Genomic DNA, 17,779 nt, shown 5'->3' on the forward strand with positions numbered 1-17,779 from the left:
GCGCCTATGGTCCGGCCCCATCATGGCACGCCTCCGTTCCGGGCATGGTCCCGTCCTTGCGCTCCTGCTGCTTCCCACCGTCGCGGCCGCCCAGGTTCCCCTGGAAGATCCCCTCGACTGTGGCCTGGATCCCCCGGGCCGCGTTTACGTCCCCCGGCCCGGGCCCCGCGCCCACGAGGCTGCGCCCTGGACGGACAGAGAACCGGCGCTCGTCCGCCGGGAGCTGCGGGACTCCGGCATGGGCACGCGTTCGGGGGTGCCCCAGACCCGGGTGCACGGCGGGGCGCTGTCCGGGAAGACGATCTACCTGAGCCCCGGGCACGGCTTCTACCGCAGCGCTCCCTTGGCGCGCTGGGCGACCCAGCGTCCCAACACGTTCGGGGTCGTCGAGGATTTTGTCTCCGCGGAGACGCTCAACCAGTACCTGCTGCCCATGCTGATGGGGGCGGGGGCCGTGGTGGTGCCGGTGCGGGAGCCGGACCTCAACCCGCGGATGGCCATCGTCAACAATGGGGACCCGGGCTACTCGGAGCAGGGGGACCCGGGCCTGTTCAGCACCTCCCCGGTGCCGGGGTGGGGGCCTCCGCCCTCGCCCATGGCGAACAACGTGCTGCCCTTCCAGCTCGGGGGCAGCCGGGTGATGACCGCCGCCGCCCAGGCGACGGCCTCGGCCTCGTGGGTGCCGAACATTCCGGAGGACGGCGCGCGGTACGTGTACATCGCCTACACCTCGGATCCCTCGCGCGTGCACGACGCCCACTTCGTGGTGCGGCACGCGGGGGGCGAGAGCCACTTCCGGATCAACCAGCGCCGCCACGGGGGCACCTGGGTGATGCTGGGGCGCTTCTACTTCAAGGCGGGCCAGTCGCCGGAGAAGGGGGCGGTGCAGGCCCTCAACGACTCCACGGCGCAGGGCAGCGTGTCCCTGGACGCGGTGCGCTTCGGCGGCGGCACGGGCTTCATCGGCGACGCGGAGATGGGGCCAGTGTCCCGGCCGCGCTATGAGGAGTGCGCGCGCTACCACACGCAGTTCAGCGGGGCGCCCGCCTCGGTGTTCGCCCCCTCGGGCACGAACCGGCTGAGCAACGAGCGCAACGACGACGTCACCGCGCGCTCGCGCTTCGCGGCGTGGGACCACGAGGAGGGCGAGGATGCCGTCTACGTGGCCTGGCACACCAACGCCTCGGGCACGGGCAACGGCTACGGGACGGAGGGCTACGTGTACGGCCCCAACCCGGTGGACGGCACGCTCAACTTCACGGGGGTGCCCGGCAGCGACGTGATGGCCCAGGCGCTGCTGGACGAGCTGGACCACGATCTCAAGGCCACGGTGGTGGTGGACCCGCCCTGGCGGACGCGGAAGCTGCGCTCGGCCTACTTCGGCGAGGTGAACCCGGCCCACAACCCCGAGATGCCCTCGGTGCTCCTGGAGATCGCCTACCACGACTCGGAGCGGGACGCGGTGCACCTGCGGGAAGCGGACTTCCGGAGGGTGGCGGCGCGCGCCATCCTGCAGGGGCTCATCAAGTACTTCGCGAAGCGGGATGGGGCGCCGGTCCACCTGCCGCCCGAGCCGCCCTCCGCGGTGGCCGCGCTCAACAGGGCAGGAGGCGTGGAGGTACGCTGGGCGGCTTCCCCCACGGACAGCGATGACGTGGGAGGGCACGCGGCCACCGCGTACCGCGTCTACCAGAGCGAGGACGGCCTGGGCTGGGACGAGGGCCACGAGACGGCCGAAACCGCCTTCACCATGGCATTGCCCCCGGGCACCACGCGCTACTTCCGGGTGGCGGCGTTGAACGCGGGCGGAGAGTCCTTCCCCTCGGAGACGGTGGGGGTGCGGACCGGCGAGGCGCCGCCGGTGCTCATCATCAACGCCTTCGACCGGCTGGACGCGACCATGAACCTCACCGAGGACCTGACGCCGTATGATCTCGGCTCCCCGGTGCGCGTGTTGCTGGAGGCCATGAACGACGGCTCGTCCATCCGGCGCCATGGCGCCGCGGTGGCGCGGCACGCGGTGGCCTTCGACAGCGCGACGAACGAAGCCTTTGCCGCGAAGCTGACGAACCTCACGGGCTACCGGCTCGTGGACTGGTTCACGGGCCGAGGGGGCGTGAAGGGCGCGCCGCCCACCCGGGACGAGCAGGTCGCGCTTCGCGACTTCGTGTCCAAGGGAGGGCACCTGCTCTTCTCGGGCAGCAACGCCGCCTCCCAGCTCCTGGCGGGCAGCGCGGAGGACCAGGCCTTCCTGGCGGACATTCTCCGCGCCTCAGTGGGCAGCGGCACCTCCTCGCTCCTTGTGGAGGGCCAGCCGGGACAGTGGCTCGCCCCGGCCACGAACCTGGCGCTCGATGACGGGACGCGAGGTGGGCTGGCGGTGGGAGTGACCGACGTGCTGGCCCCAGCCGGTGGGGCGCTCCCCGTGCTGCGCTACGCCGGGACGGAGTTCCCGGCGGGAGTGGCCTCGGCGCCAGGGGGACAGGTCCTCTTCCTGGGAATTCCCCTGGAAGGCATCGTGAGCCCCTGGCGGCGGGAGTACGTGATGGGCGCATTCCTGGCCCGCACGGGGCTGCTCGCCACGGAGCCGGCCCCGCCCGGCGACGAGCCGCCGCTGCCTGACCCGGGACCGGCCAACCAGTGGACCCCTGCCACGGGCAATGACGTCCGGCCGCCCGACCCGCTCCCGCCTCCTTACGTGGTGGGCGAGGTGCCAGAGTCCTACGAAGCAGCGGATACGGGCTGTGGTTGTGGCGCGGGCTCCGCTCCGGTGTTCATGGCGTGGTTGGGCCTGCTCGTAACTGTGCAGCTCCAACGAGCGCGCCGGCGCACGCCGCATTCCAGTCGTTGACTCGGGTGCGGCACATGCCTACGGTCGGCCGCTCTTTAACTCGACCCATCCCGCGTGGGCAGTGGGCCCACCGCCCTGAAGGAGAAGGATAGACATGGCTACCAAGATCGCCATCAACGGCTTTGGCCGCATTGGCCGCTGCGTGCTGCGCGCGGTGCTCAGCCGCAAGGAGCAGGACATCGAGATCGTCGCGATCAACGATCTCGACAAGCCCTCCTCGCTGGCCTACCTGCTCAAGTACGACTCCGTGCACCGCACGTGGCCCGGAGAGGTGAAGGCGACCGAGAAGGGCATCATCGTGGACGGCCACACCATCGCCGTCACCGCGGAGCGGGATCCGGCGGCGCTGCCCTGGAAGTCGCTGGGCGCGGACATCGTGCTGGAGTGCACGGGCCGCTTCACCGCGCGCGAGGGTGCCGAGAAGCACCTGGCCGCGGGCGCCAAGAAGGTCATCGTCTCGGCGCCGGCCAAGGGCCCGGACCTGACGATCGCCTACGGCATCAACCACGATCAGTACGATCCGAAGAAGCACCACATCCTGTCCAACGCCTCGTGCACCACCAACTGCCTGGCGCCGGTGGCCAAGACGCTGCTCGACAGCTTCGGCATCGAGAAGGGCCTGATGACGACGGTGCACAGCTACACCAACGACCAGCGCGTGCTGGACCTGGCGCACGAGGACATGCGCCGCTCGCGCGCCGCCGCGCTGTCGATGATCCCCACGAGCACGGGCGCCGCGAAGGCGATCGGTGAAGTGCTGCCGTCGCTCAAGGGCAAGCTGCACGGCCTGGCCATCCGCGTGCCGACCCCGAACGTGTCCCTGGTGGACCTGACGGTGGTGACCAGCAAGTCCGTGACGGAGGACGCGCTGAAGGCGGCCTTCCGCAAGAACGCCGAGGGGCCGCTCAAGGGCATCCTGCAGTACAGCGAGGAGCAGACGGTCTCCATCGACTTCAACGGCAACCCGCACTCGGCCATCTTCGACGCGACCAACGCCTACGTCATGGGGGAGAACCTCGTGAAGGTGATGGCGTGGTACGACAACGAGTGGGGCTTCTCGAACCGCATGGTGGACACCACCAAGTTCCTGGCGTCCAAGGGCTTCTAGTCCGCGCCACGGCCGAGAGGGGAGAGACCAAGATGATCCGCTACATCGATGACATGCAGCTGACGGGCAAGCGCGTCTTCATCCGCGTGGACTTCAACGTCCCGCTGGAGGGCCGGCGCGTGACCGACGACACCCGTATCCGCGAGGCGCTGCCGACCATCCGCCGCGCGCTGGAGATGGGTGGCAAAGTCATCCTGGCCTCCCACCTCGGCCGTCCCAAGGGGCCGGATCAGAAGCTGTCGCTGGAGCCCGCCGCCTCGAAGCTGGCCGAGCTGCTCGGGGCCAAGCACGAAGTCATCCTCGCCGACGACTGCGTGGGCGATGGGGTGAAGAAGCAGGTGCGGGAGCTGAAGGACGGGCAGGTGCTGGTGCTGGAGAACCTGCGCTTCCACAAGGAAGAGGAGGCCAATGACGAGGCCTTCGCGCGCGAGCTGGCGGCGCTGGCGGACGTGTACATCAACGATGCGTTCGGCACCGCGCACCGCGCCCATGCGTCCACCGCGGGCATGGTCCCCTTCGTGAAGGAGAAGGGCGCGGGCCTGCTGATGCGCAAGGAGATCGAGTACCTGGGCGGCGTGCTGAAGAATCCGCAGAAGCCCTTCGTGGCCATCCTGGGTGGCTCGAAGGTGAGCGACAAGATCAAGGTCATCGAGAGCCTGCTGCCCAAGGTGGACGCGCTGCTCATCGGTGGCGCCATGGCCTACACCTTCCTCAAGGCGCAGGGCATCGAGGTGGGCAAGAGCCGCGTGGAGGGGGACAAGCTGTCCCTGGCCACGAAGCTCCTGGACGCGGCGGAGCGCCTGAAGACGTCCATCGTGCTGCCGGTGGACCACGTGGTGGCCAACGAGCCCACGGAGCAGGGCGTGAAGCGCGAGACGCCGGACCGGGCCATCCCCGCGGACCAGATGGGGCTGGACATCGGGCCGAAGACGCGCGCGCAGTTCAACCAGCACATCCGCAACGCGAAGACGGTCATCTGGAACGGCCCCATGGGCCTGTTCGAGGTGGCGCAGTTCGCCGAAGGCACCCGCACGGTGGCCGAGTCCATGGCGAACAACCGCACGGCGGTGACGGTGATTGGCGGCGGCGACAGCGCGGCGGCGGTGCAGCAGATGGGCTACGGGGCGAAGATGAGCCACGTGTCCACCGGTGGCGGCGCGTCGCTGGAGTTCCTTGAGGGCCGCGAGCTGCCGGGCATCAAGGCGTTGGAGACGAAGTAGCCCCCATCAGCTCCCCGGGAGGGACCATGGCCACCGAAGCACGCCGGAAGATCGTCGCTGGCAACTGGAAGATGAACAAGACCGTCCCCGAGGCGCTCGCGCTGGTGAAGGAGCTGCGGGGCGTGGTGCAGGCGCTGGGTGACAAGGTGGAGCTCGTCATCGCGCCGCCCTTCGTGGCGCTGCACGCGGTGGCGAAGGCCATCGAGGACTCGAACCTGAAGCTGGCGGCGCAGAACTGCCACTGGGAGACCTCGGGGGCGTTCACCGGCGAGGTGGCCGCGCCGATGCTGAAGGAGCTGGGCTGTGCCTACGTCATCGTGGGCCACTCCGAGCGCCGTCAGTTCTTCGGGGAGACGGACGAGACGGTGAACAAGCGCTCCCAGGCGGTGCTCAAGGCGGGCATGGTGCCCATCATCTGTGTGGGCGAGACGCTGGCGGAGCGCGAGGGCAACCGGACGCTGGAGGTGGTGGAGCGCCAGGTGAAGGGGGCGCTCGCGGGCTTCAGCGCGGCGGACGTGTCCCGGTTCGTGCTGGCGTACGAGCCGGTGTGGGCGATTGGCACGGGCCGTACGGCCACGAGCGCCCAGGCGCAGGAGGTCCATGCGGCCATCCGGGCGCAGCTTGCCCGGCTGTACGACGGGGCGGCGGCGGGGCAGGTGCGGATCCAGTACGGCGGCAGCGTGAAGCCGGACAACGCCGCGGAATTGCTGGGCCAGCCGGATGTTGATGGGGCCCTGGTGGGCGGAGCGAGCCTGAAGGCGGGCGACTTCGTGGCCATCGCCAAGGCAGGGGCATAAGAGGAGAGCCGGTGGGGTGGCGTTAAGGAGTTGTCACCCCGCGGGCCGGTTGTGTAGGGTGCGCGTCCTTTTCCACTGAGCGTCTGAAAGAGAAGCCATGCTGACCTTCTTCACGATCGTGCACGTCATCCTGTGCGTGTTCATGATCTTCGTCATCCTGCTGCAACCCGGGAAGGACGCGGGCATGGGCTCGGCGCTCGGCGGTGGCGCGGCCACGAGCGCCTTCGGTGGCCGGGGCGCGGTGACGTTCCTCAGCAAGCTGACAGGCGTCTCCGCGGCGCTGTTCTTCCTGACGTCGCTGGGGCTGTCGTTCGTGGGGCTGCGCCCCTCGGTGGCGGCGGGCCCGATGGCCACGCCTCCGGCGGCAGCGGCGCCTGCGGCGGCGGGAGGCACGGCGGTCCCGGCGGCGGCGACGCCTCCGGTGGGTGTGGCTCCGGAAGGAACCCCGCCCAGCGTGGAGCAGCCGCGCGAGGCGCCTGCCCCGGCACCGGCCGAGGCGGCCCCGGCGCAGCCTGCGCCGCAGCAGTAAGAAGAAAGTTGGAAGCGCAGCCGTTGAAAACGGTTGCGCGAAGCACGGCGGTTCGATACATGGGCCGCGTTGGTTCGCCCAGGTGGTGGAACTGGTAGACACACCATCTTGAGGGGGTGGCGCCGAAAGGTGTGCGGGTTCGAATCCCGCCCTGGGCACTCCGAAGAAGCCTCCGAGTCGAAAGACTCGGGGGCTTTTTTAGTTTCTGGGCGTTGTCTCCTGGCGATGTGCTCCTTGGGTGCATGTCGAGGGCCTTCACCTCGTCCTTCTTTACGTTCGGACTCAGGTGGGCGTAGCGCATCGTCATCTCGATCGTGGCGTGCCCCATGAGCTCCTGGACGGCTTTCAGCGGTACCCCGCTCATGACGAGGTGTGCGGATAGGGCCCGGAGCGTCATCGTCACGGGTGTGACGTTCCCGTAGACTGGAGCCCTCCACGATCTGGAGGGCGTCTCATGGCATCTCGTATGACCGCTGCGGTCGTGCTGTTGGCGCTGCTCAATGCGTGTGCCTCCCAGCGTGTCGTGCGCCTCGACACGGGCCAGGAGGAGCCTCTAGAGCACCGGCCTCCTTTGAACAAGTCCGTGAAGGTGGATGAGGAAGCGTTCGAAGAAGCGCTGACGCAACTGGTGCTGGAAGTTCCCCTCACTCTTCGACCACCCCAGCGAGGCTGGTTCGTGCGCGCCTCCTACCCCGGCAAGGCCCCGGACACCCGTTGGCAGAGCCTCATGAGCAAGAGCTTCGGCGGCATCTGCGAGCCAGGCCAGCGCAGGGCAAACTGCCTTTCTCTGCTTGATGACGTGATGGGCCTGAGTGCGTGGGACAAGCTGGGGGTGGCCTTGGGCTTGTCGATCGATCCCCTTAAAGAGAGCATCTCCAAGGCTGTGGAGAAGACGCTGGCCCCCCAGCTCTTCTACACGGTGATCGCCACGGGACTCATCTCCTGGGCCGTCTTGGCGGCCAACCCCGAGCCCGTGTTCACCAAGGCGGCGGCGATCGTTTCAGCGGCACTGTTGATCTACCTAGGAGTGGAGACGTTCCTGGAGTTGGTGGATGCGAGCCGGGAATTGAAGTGGGCCACTGACCGGGCCACGACCTGGGAGGAGTTGGAGCGCGCCAGCGAGCGCTTCGCGAACCGGGCCGGGCCGGAGGTGGCCCGCGTCTTCGTCCTCACGGTGACGGTGGTGGTGAGCCACGGTATGACCGGGGGCTCGGCATGGCTGGCCTCAAGGCTGGCGATGCTGCCCAGCTTCTCGGAGGCGGCGGCACTGGGGGCCTCGCAACTGCGCCTCACACTTTCGGAGATAGGACAGGTGAGCGCGGTGGCAGTTTCAGCCGAGGGCACCATCACCATGACCCTGGCTCCTACGGTGGTGGCCATGACAGGCCAGGGGCCCGGTGGTGGCTCGAAGCTAGAGAACCAGAAGCCACAGACACAAGAGCAATACAAGACGCCCAAGTCTGGTGTCAGCGGGAAAGAGGGCGCCAAGGATGTGCCAAGCTGGGCGAAAGGTGAACGGCCCAAGGTCAATGAGAGTGGCAAGGACTTCGCCAAGAGGTTGTTGGACAAGAAGTATGGGGAAGGGAACTACGACAAGGGGCCTGGGAGTGAATTCAACAAGATACAGAAATGGGGAGACCGCGCATTCGAGAACCCATGAGGGCGTCCCATGACACACGTGTATGTCCTTCACCATGTGCATGCAGCTCCAAACGGAGAGGAGGATGTCAAGCTCATTGGCGTGTACTTGACCGAGGCAGATGCACAGGCGGCTGTTCCCCGCCTGAGCCAACAGCCAGGCTTCCGAGATCACCCGGAGGGGTTTCACATCTCTCGGTATGAGCTCAACAAGGACCACTGGACCGAGGGGTTCATTGGATGGGATGAAGCCCTTGATGAATCATGAATCCATGGGAATTGAAGCTCTCGCCCGAGAGAGCGCATTCAGGTCTTCCAGATGAATTGAGCCTGCCCCGGTTTTGTGGCTCTCCCGCACTTCGTGTGGATTACGCAGCGAGAAGCACTCGCCGCCGCAGCAAATCGAAGCTGGCGCGTCCGTACATCTGACGCTTGAGGAACTTGAGCCTCGTGACCTGTCCTTCCACCTGGGCATTGCTCCACGGCGTTGTGAGCGCGGCGCGGATCGACTCCCCCTCCTGCTCAAGCCCTGCGGCGAATGTCTCCACTGAGCGCACCCAGCATGAGCGGGCCTCCCGGAGCCATGCTTCAAAGGCTTTGCAAGAAGGATTCGGCTTGGCGGCATGGGTGACGCCCCGTTCACGCACGAGTTGATTGAATCGACGTGCCAGCGCGATGACACGAGCGGCCTCCTCATCCTGCTCGAGGCGGGCCAGCAGAGCCTTGTCGGTGGGACTGAGTGCTGAGCGTGGCTGCACACACAGCCATGCCAACTGCCTCGGCGAGGGCAGAGAGTAGGTGCGTGCGTCTGTCGGCGTGGAATGGCTTTCGCGGCGGGCGCGTGGCGTCGAGCGTGCCGGGGCAGTCCGCCGTGTCTGGAGCCAGCGGTGAACTTGGCGCGAGGAGCCGGGATAGCCCTTGGCGCGAAGCTCTCGCCAAAGAACGAGCGCATTCTCACAGCCCTCCGCATGCCGTCGCGTGAGCTGCTCCAGGTACGGGTCGAGGAGACTCGGCCCCGGGCTTCGAACGGCACGCTCAGGAAAAGCCTCCGCGAGAGCATATTTGCGCACCGTCCCCCGAGCCAGCTTCAGGGCGCGGCTGAGGGTCAGCAGAGGCTCCCCGGCCAGGTGGCGGCGGCGCACCTCTTGGTACGTGGCCAGGCGGCGTGCCCGGCTCTCTTCACCCGCGCTCACCTCGCTGTGCGTCCTGGGGAAGCTGGAACGACGAGGCCTCGGTGCAGCGGACGACTTCGGCACGCAGGGCAGCGTTCGCAAGCGCGCGTGCGCACCTGTGAGCCAGCGCTCCACCATTTGCCTTCCATTGAGCAGCAGGTGCCAGCGATCTGCGACCTGCTGGGCTTTGGGTGCGCCTGCTTGGGCTGCCCGTGCATACTCGCTGGAGCGGTCCCGGGTGATGACTTGGACTCCGCGATGCCGCTGGAGCCATTGGCTCACTGTGGAGGCCGACCGGTCAGGCAGCACGTCGACCACGCGATGGGCTTCCAAGTCGACGAGGATGGAGCCGTAGGTCCGCCCTTTGCGCAGGGCCCAATCATCCACTCCCAACACCTGCGGTTTCTTCTCCGCAGGCAGCGGCGCGCGGTGCATCAGCCGCAGGAGCGTATCGGGGCTGGCAGGCATGGCCAGGGGCTTGAGAAGCCTGGCCTCCGCTTCGGCCCCGGCGGTCATGCCCACCGCACACTGGGCCGTGGCCAATCGTCGTGTCCGCCGAGCCCGAGCCGCCAGAAGGCGGGACACTGGCTCGGCAAAGGTGCGCCGAGTGCAATCGGGATTGCGGCAGTAGAAGCGGCGAACCCTCAGCTTGAGCTGAACGGAGCACCCTGCGGATGGCAGGTCGGTGGGGTGCCGAACGTAGCTGCTGTGGGGGGAGGCGCTATGGACCTTGCAGCAGGGGCACTTCGCGCCCACGGGTTCAGAACGCACGAGCAGAGCGGCTTGAGCTGGGCCGCTGCGTGCCGCTCGCTCCACGTGGCAGACCGGTATCGAATACAACGATGTCATCTTCGATTGTAACCGCTTCAATGGCAGCTTGCTGCCTTAGCCAGTGGCTCGGGATGGCTCCACACAAAGTGCGGGAGAACCACCCAATCGGGGCAAGCCCATACTCAGGTTTCGTGTGACCGAAGGACCCCTGTTTATCAATCCAGGAAACGGTGCTCCCAACGCTGCCATACATCTCTAGGGAAGTAGGGCGACCAAGGCCCTGATGACTGGTACAGGTGAGACTCCAGCACGCGTGCTAACTCGCGGTACCCGGGCAGATGGTGACCCATCCTTGTGTCTCCAGCCTCGGGCCATGTGCAGAGAGTGACGATGGCGCGCTCTTCCTCTAAGAGCTGGATAGTGGTGCTCGGGGAAGAGAGACGGGCCCTCAATCCGTCGGCACCGCCTAATTCGCGGAGAACGGGTTGTCCAAGGAAAGTGAGCCATGCAGGCCCTTTGACTCGCGTCCCGAGTTTCCAGGAAAGAGTTCTGAGCGAGAGCACATCCATGCCTGGGTAGCGTAGGCACTGCTGACTGAGCGGCTCTTCGGTCTCTGGATATCCGTGCATGGCATGGAAGGAGAGGCCCGCATGACCCGAGCAGAAGGGGAGAGGCGCAGCCAATTCCAAAGCCAGATTGCGGACAGCTACAGGCCCCAGCGCTTCCAGGAACTCCGTGGGGAGCGAGAACCCGAGAGCGGACACCATGTCTGGCTCCTGTATTCCGCGGGGGTCCTCAAACCACTTGCCGTGGTATTCCACCCCGAATCCATGGACGCCTGCGGGATCATCCCTCAATTCGAAGCTGGGCCAGGATTGCTCATGGAGATCGTGACGGAGTCTGTCCCAACCGTGGGTGTCCAGCATCTGCCAGTCATCCTGGCCTGCATACCAAGCCAGCGTTTGCGATCCCACCGCGCGCAGGTAGACATCCAGTGAGCGCTGTACGGCACGCGCGATTTCGTGGTGGGAGTGGCGCATGTAGAAACAGATTGTGATGCCTTCACGGAGAATTGGGGCCCCGTGGCTCCCGTAGATCCGAACTCTGGGATAATGCTCATTCATGGATCGAGGAGCCGCCTGATTCCCCAACGAGGAGAGACGCGGGCTGGAGTCCCGCCGAAGGCTTTTGCGTAGACCTCTCCTTGGTTGAGGGGGTGATGAGGAGTTCCCGGGGCATATTGATGCCAACGGGCGGGTTGGTTCCTGGACACGGAAACTTGAGGTCGAAGACGTCCAAGACTTCGGCCGGGTTTCCGGGGTGGATCACGATATCGGGCTCAATGGTGCCAGCCAGGCTGCTCCCCCTTTGCATAGCAGCGCCTCGACAGACTGACCTCTTCCAAGGCACGCTGTGTCTACGGGGCGGCCGTGGACGTTGGGGCGACTGAGGGGAGCACTCCTGCCGCTTCCGAGACCGCCTTGAGATCCGCGAGGCCCCGCTCGAAGTCCTTTCCGACGAGAGCGTCCATGTCGAAGAAGACGGCGAAGACTTTTCCCATCGTCGTGTTCTCGCCATCCATCGCCCACGTTATCGCCGTGCCTTCCGGCTTCGGCGTGAGGGTGTAGGTGGCCGTGTTCGTGGCGGGAAACGGCTTGAGGAATTCGAGCCGCAGCAGGAGGTGCTCACCCGGGCGGCTTTCGAGGATGGTCATTTGTCCTTCCCCCGCCTTGCCGTTGCCGCGCCAGGCGTAAGTCGCGCCCACGCCGCTGGGCGGGCCGCCGTACGTCTTCTGCATCGACGGGTCGAGCTTTTCCCACGGCGACCATGCGGCCCAGCGGCGGAAATCGTTGAGATGGGTGAAGACCGCCTCGGGCGGCGCTGCGATGACCGTGCTCCGCTCGATGTGGAACGTCGCTGGCTTCTGGGAAGCGAGCGCGAACACGGTAACCACGCCGAGCGTGGCAACTCCGGCGCCGCAGAGAAGAATGGTTTTCAGCATGATCGGCCCTTTCACTGGGTGAACGCCGCCGGAGCCATGGGGAAGACTCCCCACCCGGCGGGTTTGGATGGTAGACGCCCCCATGCCCGCGAACTCATCGGTCCCCATTTAAAAATGCGTTAGGGGGCGAGTTCCCGGGGAAGTCCGAAACGTGGGAACAATGCCTCGGTGTCGAGGAACGAGTTCAGCGCGGTGATGTGGCCCTCGGAGACTTCGAGCACGATCAGCGCCCACGGCTCGTGGCGGCCTCCCGGTCCACTGGGCCGGTACTGCCCGAAGGAAGGCGAGCCACTGGCCGAGACCGGTACCAGCCGGGAGCCCCTGCAGCCCGCGCCTCGTCCCAGCAGCCAAGCTCGGATGGACGTGTGCCCGCGAAGCCACAGCTCATAGGGCGGCATCGAGAGGGTGGCTTCTTGGTGGAGCAGTGCCGTGAGCGCATCCACGTCGTAGCGCTCGAAGGCATGGACATAGCGCTCCAGCAGCGTGGACTGCGTGCCCGACAGCGGCGCCTGTGGCGTCAGATCGTGGGTGGCAAGCGTCGCCCGGGCCCGCTGCAGGGCACTGTTGACGGCCGCCACCGAGGTGTCGAGGCTGTCGGCGACCTCCGCTGCGGACCAGCCGAGGACCTCGGTCAGGAGCAGCACCGCGCGTTGCCGGGGCGGCAGGTGCTGGAGCGCCGCCACGAACGCGAGGCGGATGCTCTGGCGCAGGATGGCGAGCTCGGCTGGATTGGCGTCCGTGGGCAGGACGTGCGCGTCGGGGATGGGTTCGATCCACTCCGAGGCCGGCCGCGACGCGAGCGGGCCGTCGGCGGAGCTGGCGGGGCCCAGCTCCATCGGGCGGGCGCGGCGGGAGCGATCGCCCAGGGAGTCCAGGCACACCCGGGTGGCGATGCGGTACAGCCAGGTCCTCAGAGACGCCCGCGCTTCGAACTGGTCCAGGCCGCGCCACGCCCGGATCAGCGTCTCCTGCACGGCGTCGTCGGCTTCGGCGGCCGAACCCAGCATGCGGTAGCAGTGGCCGGTCAGGGCTGTGCGGTGCTCCTCGAGGAGGTGGGCGGTGGCCATCGCGCCGCTATTTACCAACTCCCCCCACGTTGCGAAGCGACGGCCAGGCGCGGCGGCTTTCCTCTCGGAGAACAAGAAGGTCACCAAGAAAACACATGATTGCCTGGAAATCCGCTTATGTCCGTGTTAGCGTCACTGGAAGAATACGGCAGCGCTTAAACAAAGCTCGACGAAGTGGCATCCCCTGCGCGGGAGGCCCGGAAAGACAGCGATGAGTACGCCAGGAGCGGTCCAGTCCCTGTTTCCCTTGGAGGGTGCCGGGGAGAGTCCCCTTCTGAACTCGCCGGGAGGCAACCTCGTCAGTCCCGCGCGGTCGCTCCAGGTGGTGCCTTCGCTGTACAGCGACCTGGACCTCGTCTCGCTGCTCCGCATGCGCAGCCAGATGCAGCCCCACCAACTGGCCTATTCCTTCGAGACCGACCACGGCGAGGTCCGCCTCACGTACGCCGAGCTGGACCGCCAGGCGCGCATCGTGGCCGCGCAGCTCCAGGCCGCCAACGGGGCCGGGGCGCGCGCGCTGCTGCTGTACCACCCGGGGCCGGACTTCCTCGCGGGCTTCTTCGGGTGCCTCTACGCCGGGGTGATTGCCGTTCCGGCCTATCCCCCGCGGGCGCCTTTCCGCCCGGAGGACCGCAATGTCCGCCGGATCTTCTCCATCGCCCAGGATGCCAGCCCGCGGTTCGTCATCACCACGGAGTCGGTGCGCACCAAGCTGCGGGACATCTCCAACATCCTGCCCGGGGTCGAGCACTGGCTGGCCAGCGACATCCAGGAGGGGCCAGGGTCCGAGGCGTGGTTGCCCTTCTGGCCCCAGCAGGACGACCTGGCGTTCCTCCAGTACACCTCGGGCTCCACGGGCGCGCCCAAGGGCGTCATGGTCAGCCATGGGAACATCATCGCCAACGAGCGGATGATCTCCATCGGCTTTGGCATGACGGAGAAGAGCCTCATCGGCGGCTGGTTGCCGGTGTTCCATGACATGGGGCTCATTGGCCACGTGCTCCAGCCGATGTACCTGGGCGTGCCGTGCTTCCTCATGTCGCCGATGTCGTTCATGAAGCGGCCCTTTCGCTGGTTGGACCTCATCTCGCGCAACCGCCTGACCGTGAGCGGCGCGCCGGACTTCGCCTACCGGTTCTGCGTCGAGGCCGTCTCGGAGGAGGAGAAGAAGCGCCTGGATTTGTCGTCTTGGGAGCTGGCGTTCAACGGTGCCGAGCCCGTGCGCAGCGAGACGCTGGAGAACTTCTCCGCGGCGTTCGCCTCCTGCGGCTTCCGCCGGAGCGCCTTCTACCCCACGTATGGGTGCGCGGAGGCGACGCTGTTCGTGGCGGGGGGCCTGAAGGAGGCTCCTCCCGTGAAGCTCGTCGTCCAGCGCTCGGAGCTGGAGCGGGGCCGGGCCGTCGAAGCGGCCGAGGGCGGCACGCAGGATGTGCGCGTGCTGATCGGCTGCGGAAAGAGCGCCGCGGGCCAGAAGCTGTCCATCGTCCATCCCGACACCCGCGTGCAGGCCGCGGAGGGCGAGGTGGGGGAGATCTGGGTCTCCGGCCCGAACGTGACCGGCGGGTACTGGAACCGGACCGAGGAGAGCGAGGAGCGCTTCCGGGCGCCCATCGCGGGTGCGGAGTCCCGGCTCTGTTACCGCACGGGCGACCTGGGCTTCCTGCGCGATGGCGAGCTGTTCATCACGGGGCGGGCGAGCGATCTGATCATCATCCGCGGCCTGAACCACTACCCGGAGGACATCGAGCTGACCGTGGGTGCCGCGCATGAGCACTTCCTGATGTCGTGCGCGGTGTCCATCGACGTGGACGGGGAGGAGCGCGTCGTCGTGGTGCAGGAGGTATCGCGCGAGTTCCCGGACGAGCAGACCGACCAGGCAGGCGCCGCGGCGCGCCGGGCGCTGTCCGAGTTCCATGGCCTGGACATGCACTCGCTGATTCTCCTGCCCCGCGGCCGGTTGCCCCGGACCTCCAGCGGCAAGGTGCAGCGGCGCGTCTGCCGCGAGATGCTCCTGAAAGGGGCGCTGGAGCCCATCGTGGTCTGGACGGGCCCCCAGCAGCCCCCCACGCTGTCGTAGGATGGGGACAGGCCCGCCTCTGGCTTCCGCGGGCCTGGAGTTCCCCGGGGCCAGGCAGGTGCAGCGATGACGGAAGCGGATCTTCTGAAGGAGGCGGAGCGGATCAGCGCCTTGCTGGCGGAGCATGCCGCCCGGCATGACCAGGACACCACCTTCCCCCTGGAAGGCAAGGAGGCCATCTCCCAGTCGCCGCTGAACACCGCGCTGCAGGAGGGCATCTCGTGGCTGACCTTCGGCAGGGTGATCAGCACCCTGTCCCGGGGGAATGCCTCCTTCGGCACCGTGTGGTTGATGCATCAGGGCTCGGGCATCACCTTCCTGGCCCTGCCGGATCCCGCGCAGCGGGCCTTCTTCAGCGCCGAGTTCCGCCGCGCGGCCTGGTTCGGCAACGCCTTGTCCGAGCCCACCAGCGGCAACATGTTCCTCATGCCGCACCAGGAGGCCCGCCGGGTGGAGGGCGGCTGGCGCCTCTCGGGCGCCAAGCGCTTCGTGTCCGGGTGCGAGCACGCCCAGTTCCTCCTCACCAACGCCCTCTGTGACGGGCAGCCGGGCTTCTTCCTCATCGACAAGGATGCCTCCATCCGCGTGGAGGACATCTGGGACAGCATGGGCATGCGCGCCACGCGCAGCCAGCTCCTGCACATGCAGGACACCTTCCTGCCGGACTCGCGGCGCCTGGTGCTGGATCCGTCCCAGCCCAACGCCATCGCCATGGGGCTGCCGTGGATCTCCATCGGCCTGGCCGAGGCGGCGCTGGCGTTCGCCATCGGCTACGCGAAGGAGCGCACGCTGCCCCCGGAGAACAAGCCGCTCGCGCAGATGCAGTGGGTGCAGTTCTCCGTTGCGGAGATGAGCACGCGCCTGGAGTCGGCCCGGTCCCTGGCCATGCGGGCCGCGCTCGCCACGGATCGCCGCGAGCCCGACGCGCCCTTCCTGCAATTGCAGGCCAAGCTGGTGGCCAACGAGGCGGCCCTGACGATTTCCACCGCGGCGCTGGAACTCGCCGGGGGCAGCGGCTACCTGCGCAGCCGCCCCATCGAGCGCTACGTGCGGGATGCCCACAGCGGCCCGCTCATGGCCTGGTCCGCGCCCGTGACGAAGGACTTCCTGGGCAAGGCCCTGCTGGGGCTCCTGCCGCCACCGCCCCAGGGCTGAGCCCTCCGGGCGGGGCTACTCTGGCAGGACGGGCAGGCGGATGGTGAAGGTGGTGCCCTGGCCCGGCTCGCTCTGCACGTCGATGTGGCCCTGGTGGCTGGCGATGATGCTGTAGCTGACCGAGAGCCCCAGGCCGGTGCCCTGCTCACGCGGCTTGGTGGTGAAGAAGGGGGTGAAGAGCCGGGCGCGCACCTCGGGCGTCATGCCTTTGCCCGTGTCGGAGATCCGTACCACGATGGCATTCTGCTCGTGCCGGGTGGAGAGGGTGATGGCGCCCTGCGTCTCGATGGCCTGGGCGGCGTTGATGAGCAGGTTGGTGAAGACCTGGGCGAGCTGGGTGGGGTGGCACCGGAGCAGGGGGAGCGTCCCGAAGTCCCGCGTCACCGTGCATTTGTACTTGAGCTGGTTCCACACCATCTTCAGCGTGGACTCCAGCTCCGCGTTCAGATCCGCGGGCTGCGGCTCCCGGGAGTCCTCCCGGGCGAACAGCCGCAGGGTCTGGACGATCTCCCGGATGCGCCGGGCGCCCACCAGGGACTCCTGGAGCAGCTCGGGCATGTCCTCGAGGATGGACTTCACGTCCTCACGCTCCCATTGCGCGCGCATGCGCTCGAGGACGGGCTCCTGGGGGGCCCCTGTGGCCGAGGCGGCCAGCAGCTCCTGCTGAAGCCGGAGCAGGGGCAGGAGCACCGCGCCGTACTCGTTGAGCGCGCCCAGGTTGCTCAGCACGTAGCCCACGGGGCTGCTGATTTCATGGGCGACCCCCGCCGCCATCTGCCCCAGGGAGGCCATCTTCTCGGCCTGAATGAGCTGGGCCTGCCGCTCTTCCAGCGAGCGCGTGGCCTGGACCAGCCGCTCGGTCCGCTGGCGCACCAGCTCCTCCAGGTGGGCGCGGTGGCGCTGCAGCTCTTCCTCCTGGGCCAGGAGCCGCTTCTCGGCCTGCTTGCGCTCGGTGACGTTGCGGATGATGCACACCGCCTCGTTGGGGCCGCAGCGGACGATGCGCGACTCGTAGTGCTGGAGGCCCCGGAGCACCTGCAGCTCGTACTCGAACACCTCCACGGTGCCTTCCTCGATGGCCCGCTTGAGGCTCTGGAGCACCGTGTCGGTCAGCTCCGGGGGCAGGCCGAGCTCACGGATGTTCACGCCCCGCATGGACTCGGCGGAGGCGGTCAGCTCCTCGGCCTTGCTGACCACGAAGTCGAGGTAGGTGCCGTCGATGCTCTGACGGATGATGAGGTCCGGCAGGGAGTGCACCAGGGCCCGCAGGCGCTCAGGGCTCGTGCTCGGCGTCGCTGCTTCCTGAGAGGGGAGTTGCATGAGCGGAGTTCCTCACGGGCAGGCAGCCCGGCGGAAATCCTACTCGGAATGCGAGAAAACGAGAGCGGCCTG

The 17,779-nt window shown here is 67.5% G+C and carries 14 protein-coding genes, 1 tRNA gene and 1 pseudogene; 10 read left to right on the forward strand and 6 right to left on the reverse strand.

What is annotated here, in order from left to right:
* The first annotated feature begins 22 nt into the window (after positions 1-22).
* The 6 genes from KY661_RS26725 (at position 23) to KY661_RS26750 (ending at position 6,663) form a co-directional block, all read left to right on the forward strand.
* Positions 23-2,851, forward strand: coding sequence for a golvesin C-terminal-like domain-containing protein (locus tag KY661_RS26725; protein ID WP_225412919.1), 2,829 nt, complete (start codon positions 23-25; stop codon positions 2,849-2,851).
* Positions 2,852-2,945: 94 nt separating this feature from the next.
* A complete protein-coding gene (gene gap / locus KY661_RS26730) occupies positions 2,946-3,959 on the forward strand; it encodes a type I glyceraldehyde-3-phosphate dehydrogenase (RefSeq protein ID WP_225412920.1) in 1,014 nt (337 codons plus the stop codon).
* Positions 3,960-3,991: 32 nt separating this feature from the next.
* A complete protein-coding gene (locus tag KY661_RS26735; RefSeq protein WP_225412921.1) occupies positions 3,992-5,179 on the forward strand; it encodes a phosphoglycerate kinase in 1,188 nt (395 codons plus the stop codon).
* Between the two features lie 26 nt (positions 5,180-5,205).
* On the forward strand, positions 5,206-5,976 hold the full coding sequence (gene tpiA, locus KY661_RS26740; RefSeq protein WP_225412922.1) for a triose-phosphate isomerase: 771 nt from the start codon (positions 5,206-5,208) through the stop codon (positions 5,974-5,976).
* A 97-nt stretch (positions 5,977-6,073) separates the two neighbouring features.
* The gene (gene secG, locus KY661_RS26745; protein ID WP_225412923.1) at positions 6,074-6,505 is read left to right on the forward strand and encodes a preprotein translocase subunit SecG; all 432 of its coding nucleotides are present in this window, start codon (positions 6,074-6,076) and stop codon (positions 6,503-6,505) included.
* Between the two features lie 76 nt (positions 6,506-6,581).
* Positions 6,582-6,663, forward strand: a tRNA-Leu gene (locus KY661_RS26750).
* Between the two features lie 86 nt (positions 6,664-6,749).
* On the opposite strand, the pseudogene KY661_RS37610 reads toward KY661_RS26750, so the two are convergent.
* Positions 6,750-6,908, reverse strand: a pseudogene (locus tag KY661_RS37610) (tyrosine-type recombinase/integrase); the annotation flags it as partial.
* A gap of 51 nt (positions 6,909-6,959) precedes the next feature.
* Between KY661_RS37610 and sitA5 the strand changes: the two are divergent.
* Together sitA5 and KY661_RS37915 are read left to right on the forward strand one after the other, a co-directional pair.
* Positions 6,960-8,165 carry a SitA5 family polymorphic toxin gene (gene sitA5 / locus KY661_RS26760; protein ID WP_225412924.1) on the forward strand — a complete coding sequence of 402 codons (1,206 nt, stop codon included), beginning with the start codon at positions 6,960-6,962 and terminating at the stop codon, positions 8,163-8,165.
* 9 nt (positions 8,166-8,174) lie between these two features.
* Positions 8,175-8,411, forward strand: a complete 237-nt coding sequence (locus KY661_RS37915; protein WP_450097581.1) for a DUF7336 domain-containing protein — start codon at positions 8,175-8,177, stop codon at positions 8,409-8,411.
* 100 nt (positions 8,412-8,511) lie between these two features.
* Here KY661_RS37915 and KY661_RS26765 read toward each other — a convergent pair whose 3' ends face one another.
* The 4 genes from KY661_RS26765 to KY661_RS26780 all read right to left on the reverse strand — a co-directional run bounded on the left by KY661_RS26765 (position 8,512) and on the right by KY661_RS26780 (position 13,155).
* Positions 8,512-10,164: an ISL3 family transposase gene (locus tag KY661_RS26765; RefSeq protein ID WP_225412925.1), complete on the reverse strand. Its 1,653-nt coding sequence runs from the start codon at positions 10,162-10,164 to the stop codon at positions 8,512-8,514.
* Positions 10,165-10,301: 137 nt separating this feature from the next.
* A complete protein-coding gene (locus KY661_RS26770; protein WP_317987305.1) occupies positions 10,302-11,210 on the reverse strand; it encodes a type VI immunity family protein in 909 nt (302 codons plus the stop codon).
* A gap of 293 nt (positions 11,211-11,503) precedes the next feature.
* Positions 11,504-12,088 carry an SRPBCC family protein gene (locus KY661_RS26775; RefSeq protein WP_225412927.1) on the reverse strand — a complete coding sequence of 195 codons (585 nt, stop codon included), beginning with the start codon at positions 12,086-12,088 and terminating at the stop codon, positions 11,504-11,506.
* A 119-nt stretch (positions 12,089-12,207) separates the two neighbouring features.
* Positions 12,208-13,155: a sigma-70 family RNA polymerase sigma factor gene (locus tag KY661_RS26780; protein ID WP_225412928.1), complete on the reverse strand. Its 948-nt coding sequence runs from the start codon at positions 13,153-13,155 to the stop codon at positions 12,208-12,210.
* 211 nt (positions 13,156-13,366) lie between these two features.
* On the opposite strand from KY661_RS26780, the gene KY661_RS26785 reads away from it, so the two are divergent.
* Positions 13,367-15,232 carry a fatty acyl-AMP ligase gene (locus KY661_RS26785; RefSeq protein WP_225412929.1) on the forward strand — a complete coding sequence of 622 codons (1,866 nt, stop codon included), beginning with the start codon at positions 13,367-13,369 and terminating at the stop codon, positions 15,230-15,232.
* Positions 15,233-15,298: 66 nt separating this feature from the next.
* Positions 15,299-16,387, forward strand: a complete 1,089-nt coding sequence (locus KY661_RS26790; RefSeq protein WP_225412930.1) for an acyl-CoA dehydrogenase family protein — start codon at positions 15,299-15,301, stop codon at positions 16,385-16,387.
* Between the two features lie 15 nt (positions 16,388-16,402).
* On the opposite strand, the gene KY661_RS26795 is transcribed toward KY661_RS26790, so the two are convergent.
* Positions 16,403-17,707: a sensor histidine kinase gene (locus KY661_RS26795; protein WP_225412931.1), complete on the reverse strand. Its 1,305-nt coding sequence runs from the start codon at positions 17,705-17,707 to the stop codon at positions 16,403-16,405.
* Positions 17,708-17,779 lie beyond the last annotated feature (72 nt).

The sequence above is a fragment of the Allostigmatella hybrida genome, from assembly GCF_020103775.1.
Classification (GTDB): domain Bacteria; phylum Myxococcota; class Myxococcia; order Myxococcales; family Myxococcaceae; genus Hyalangium; species Hyalangium aurantiaca.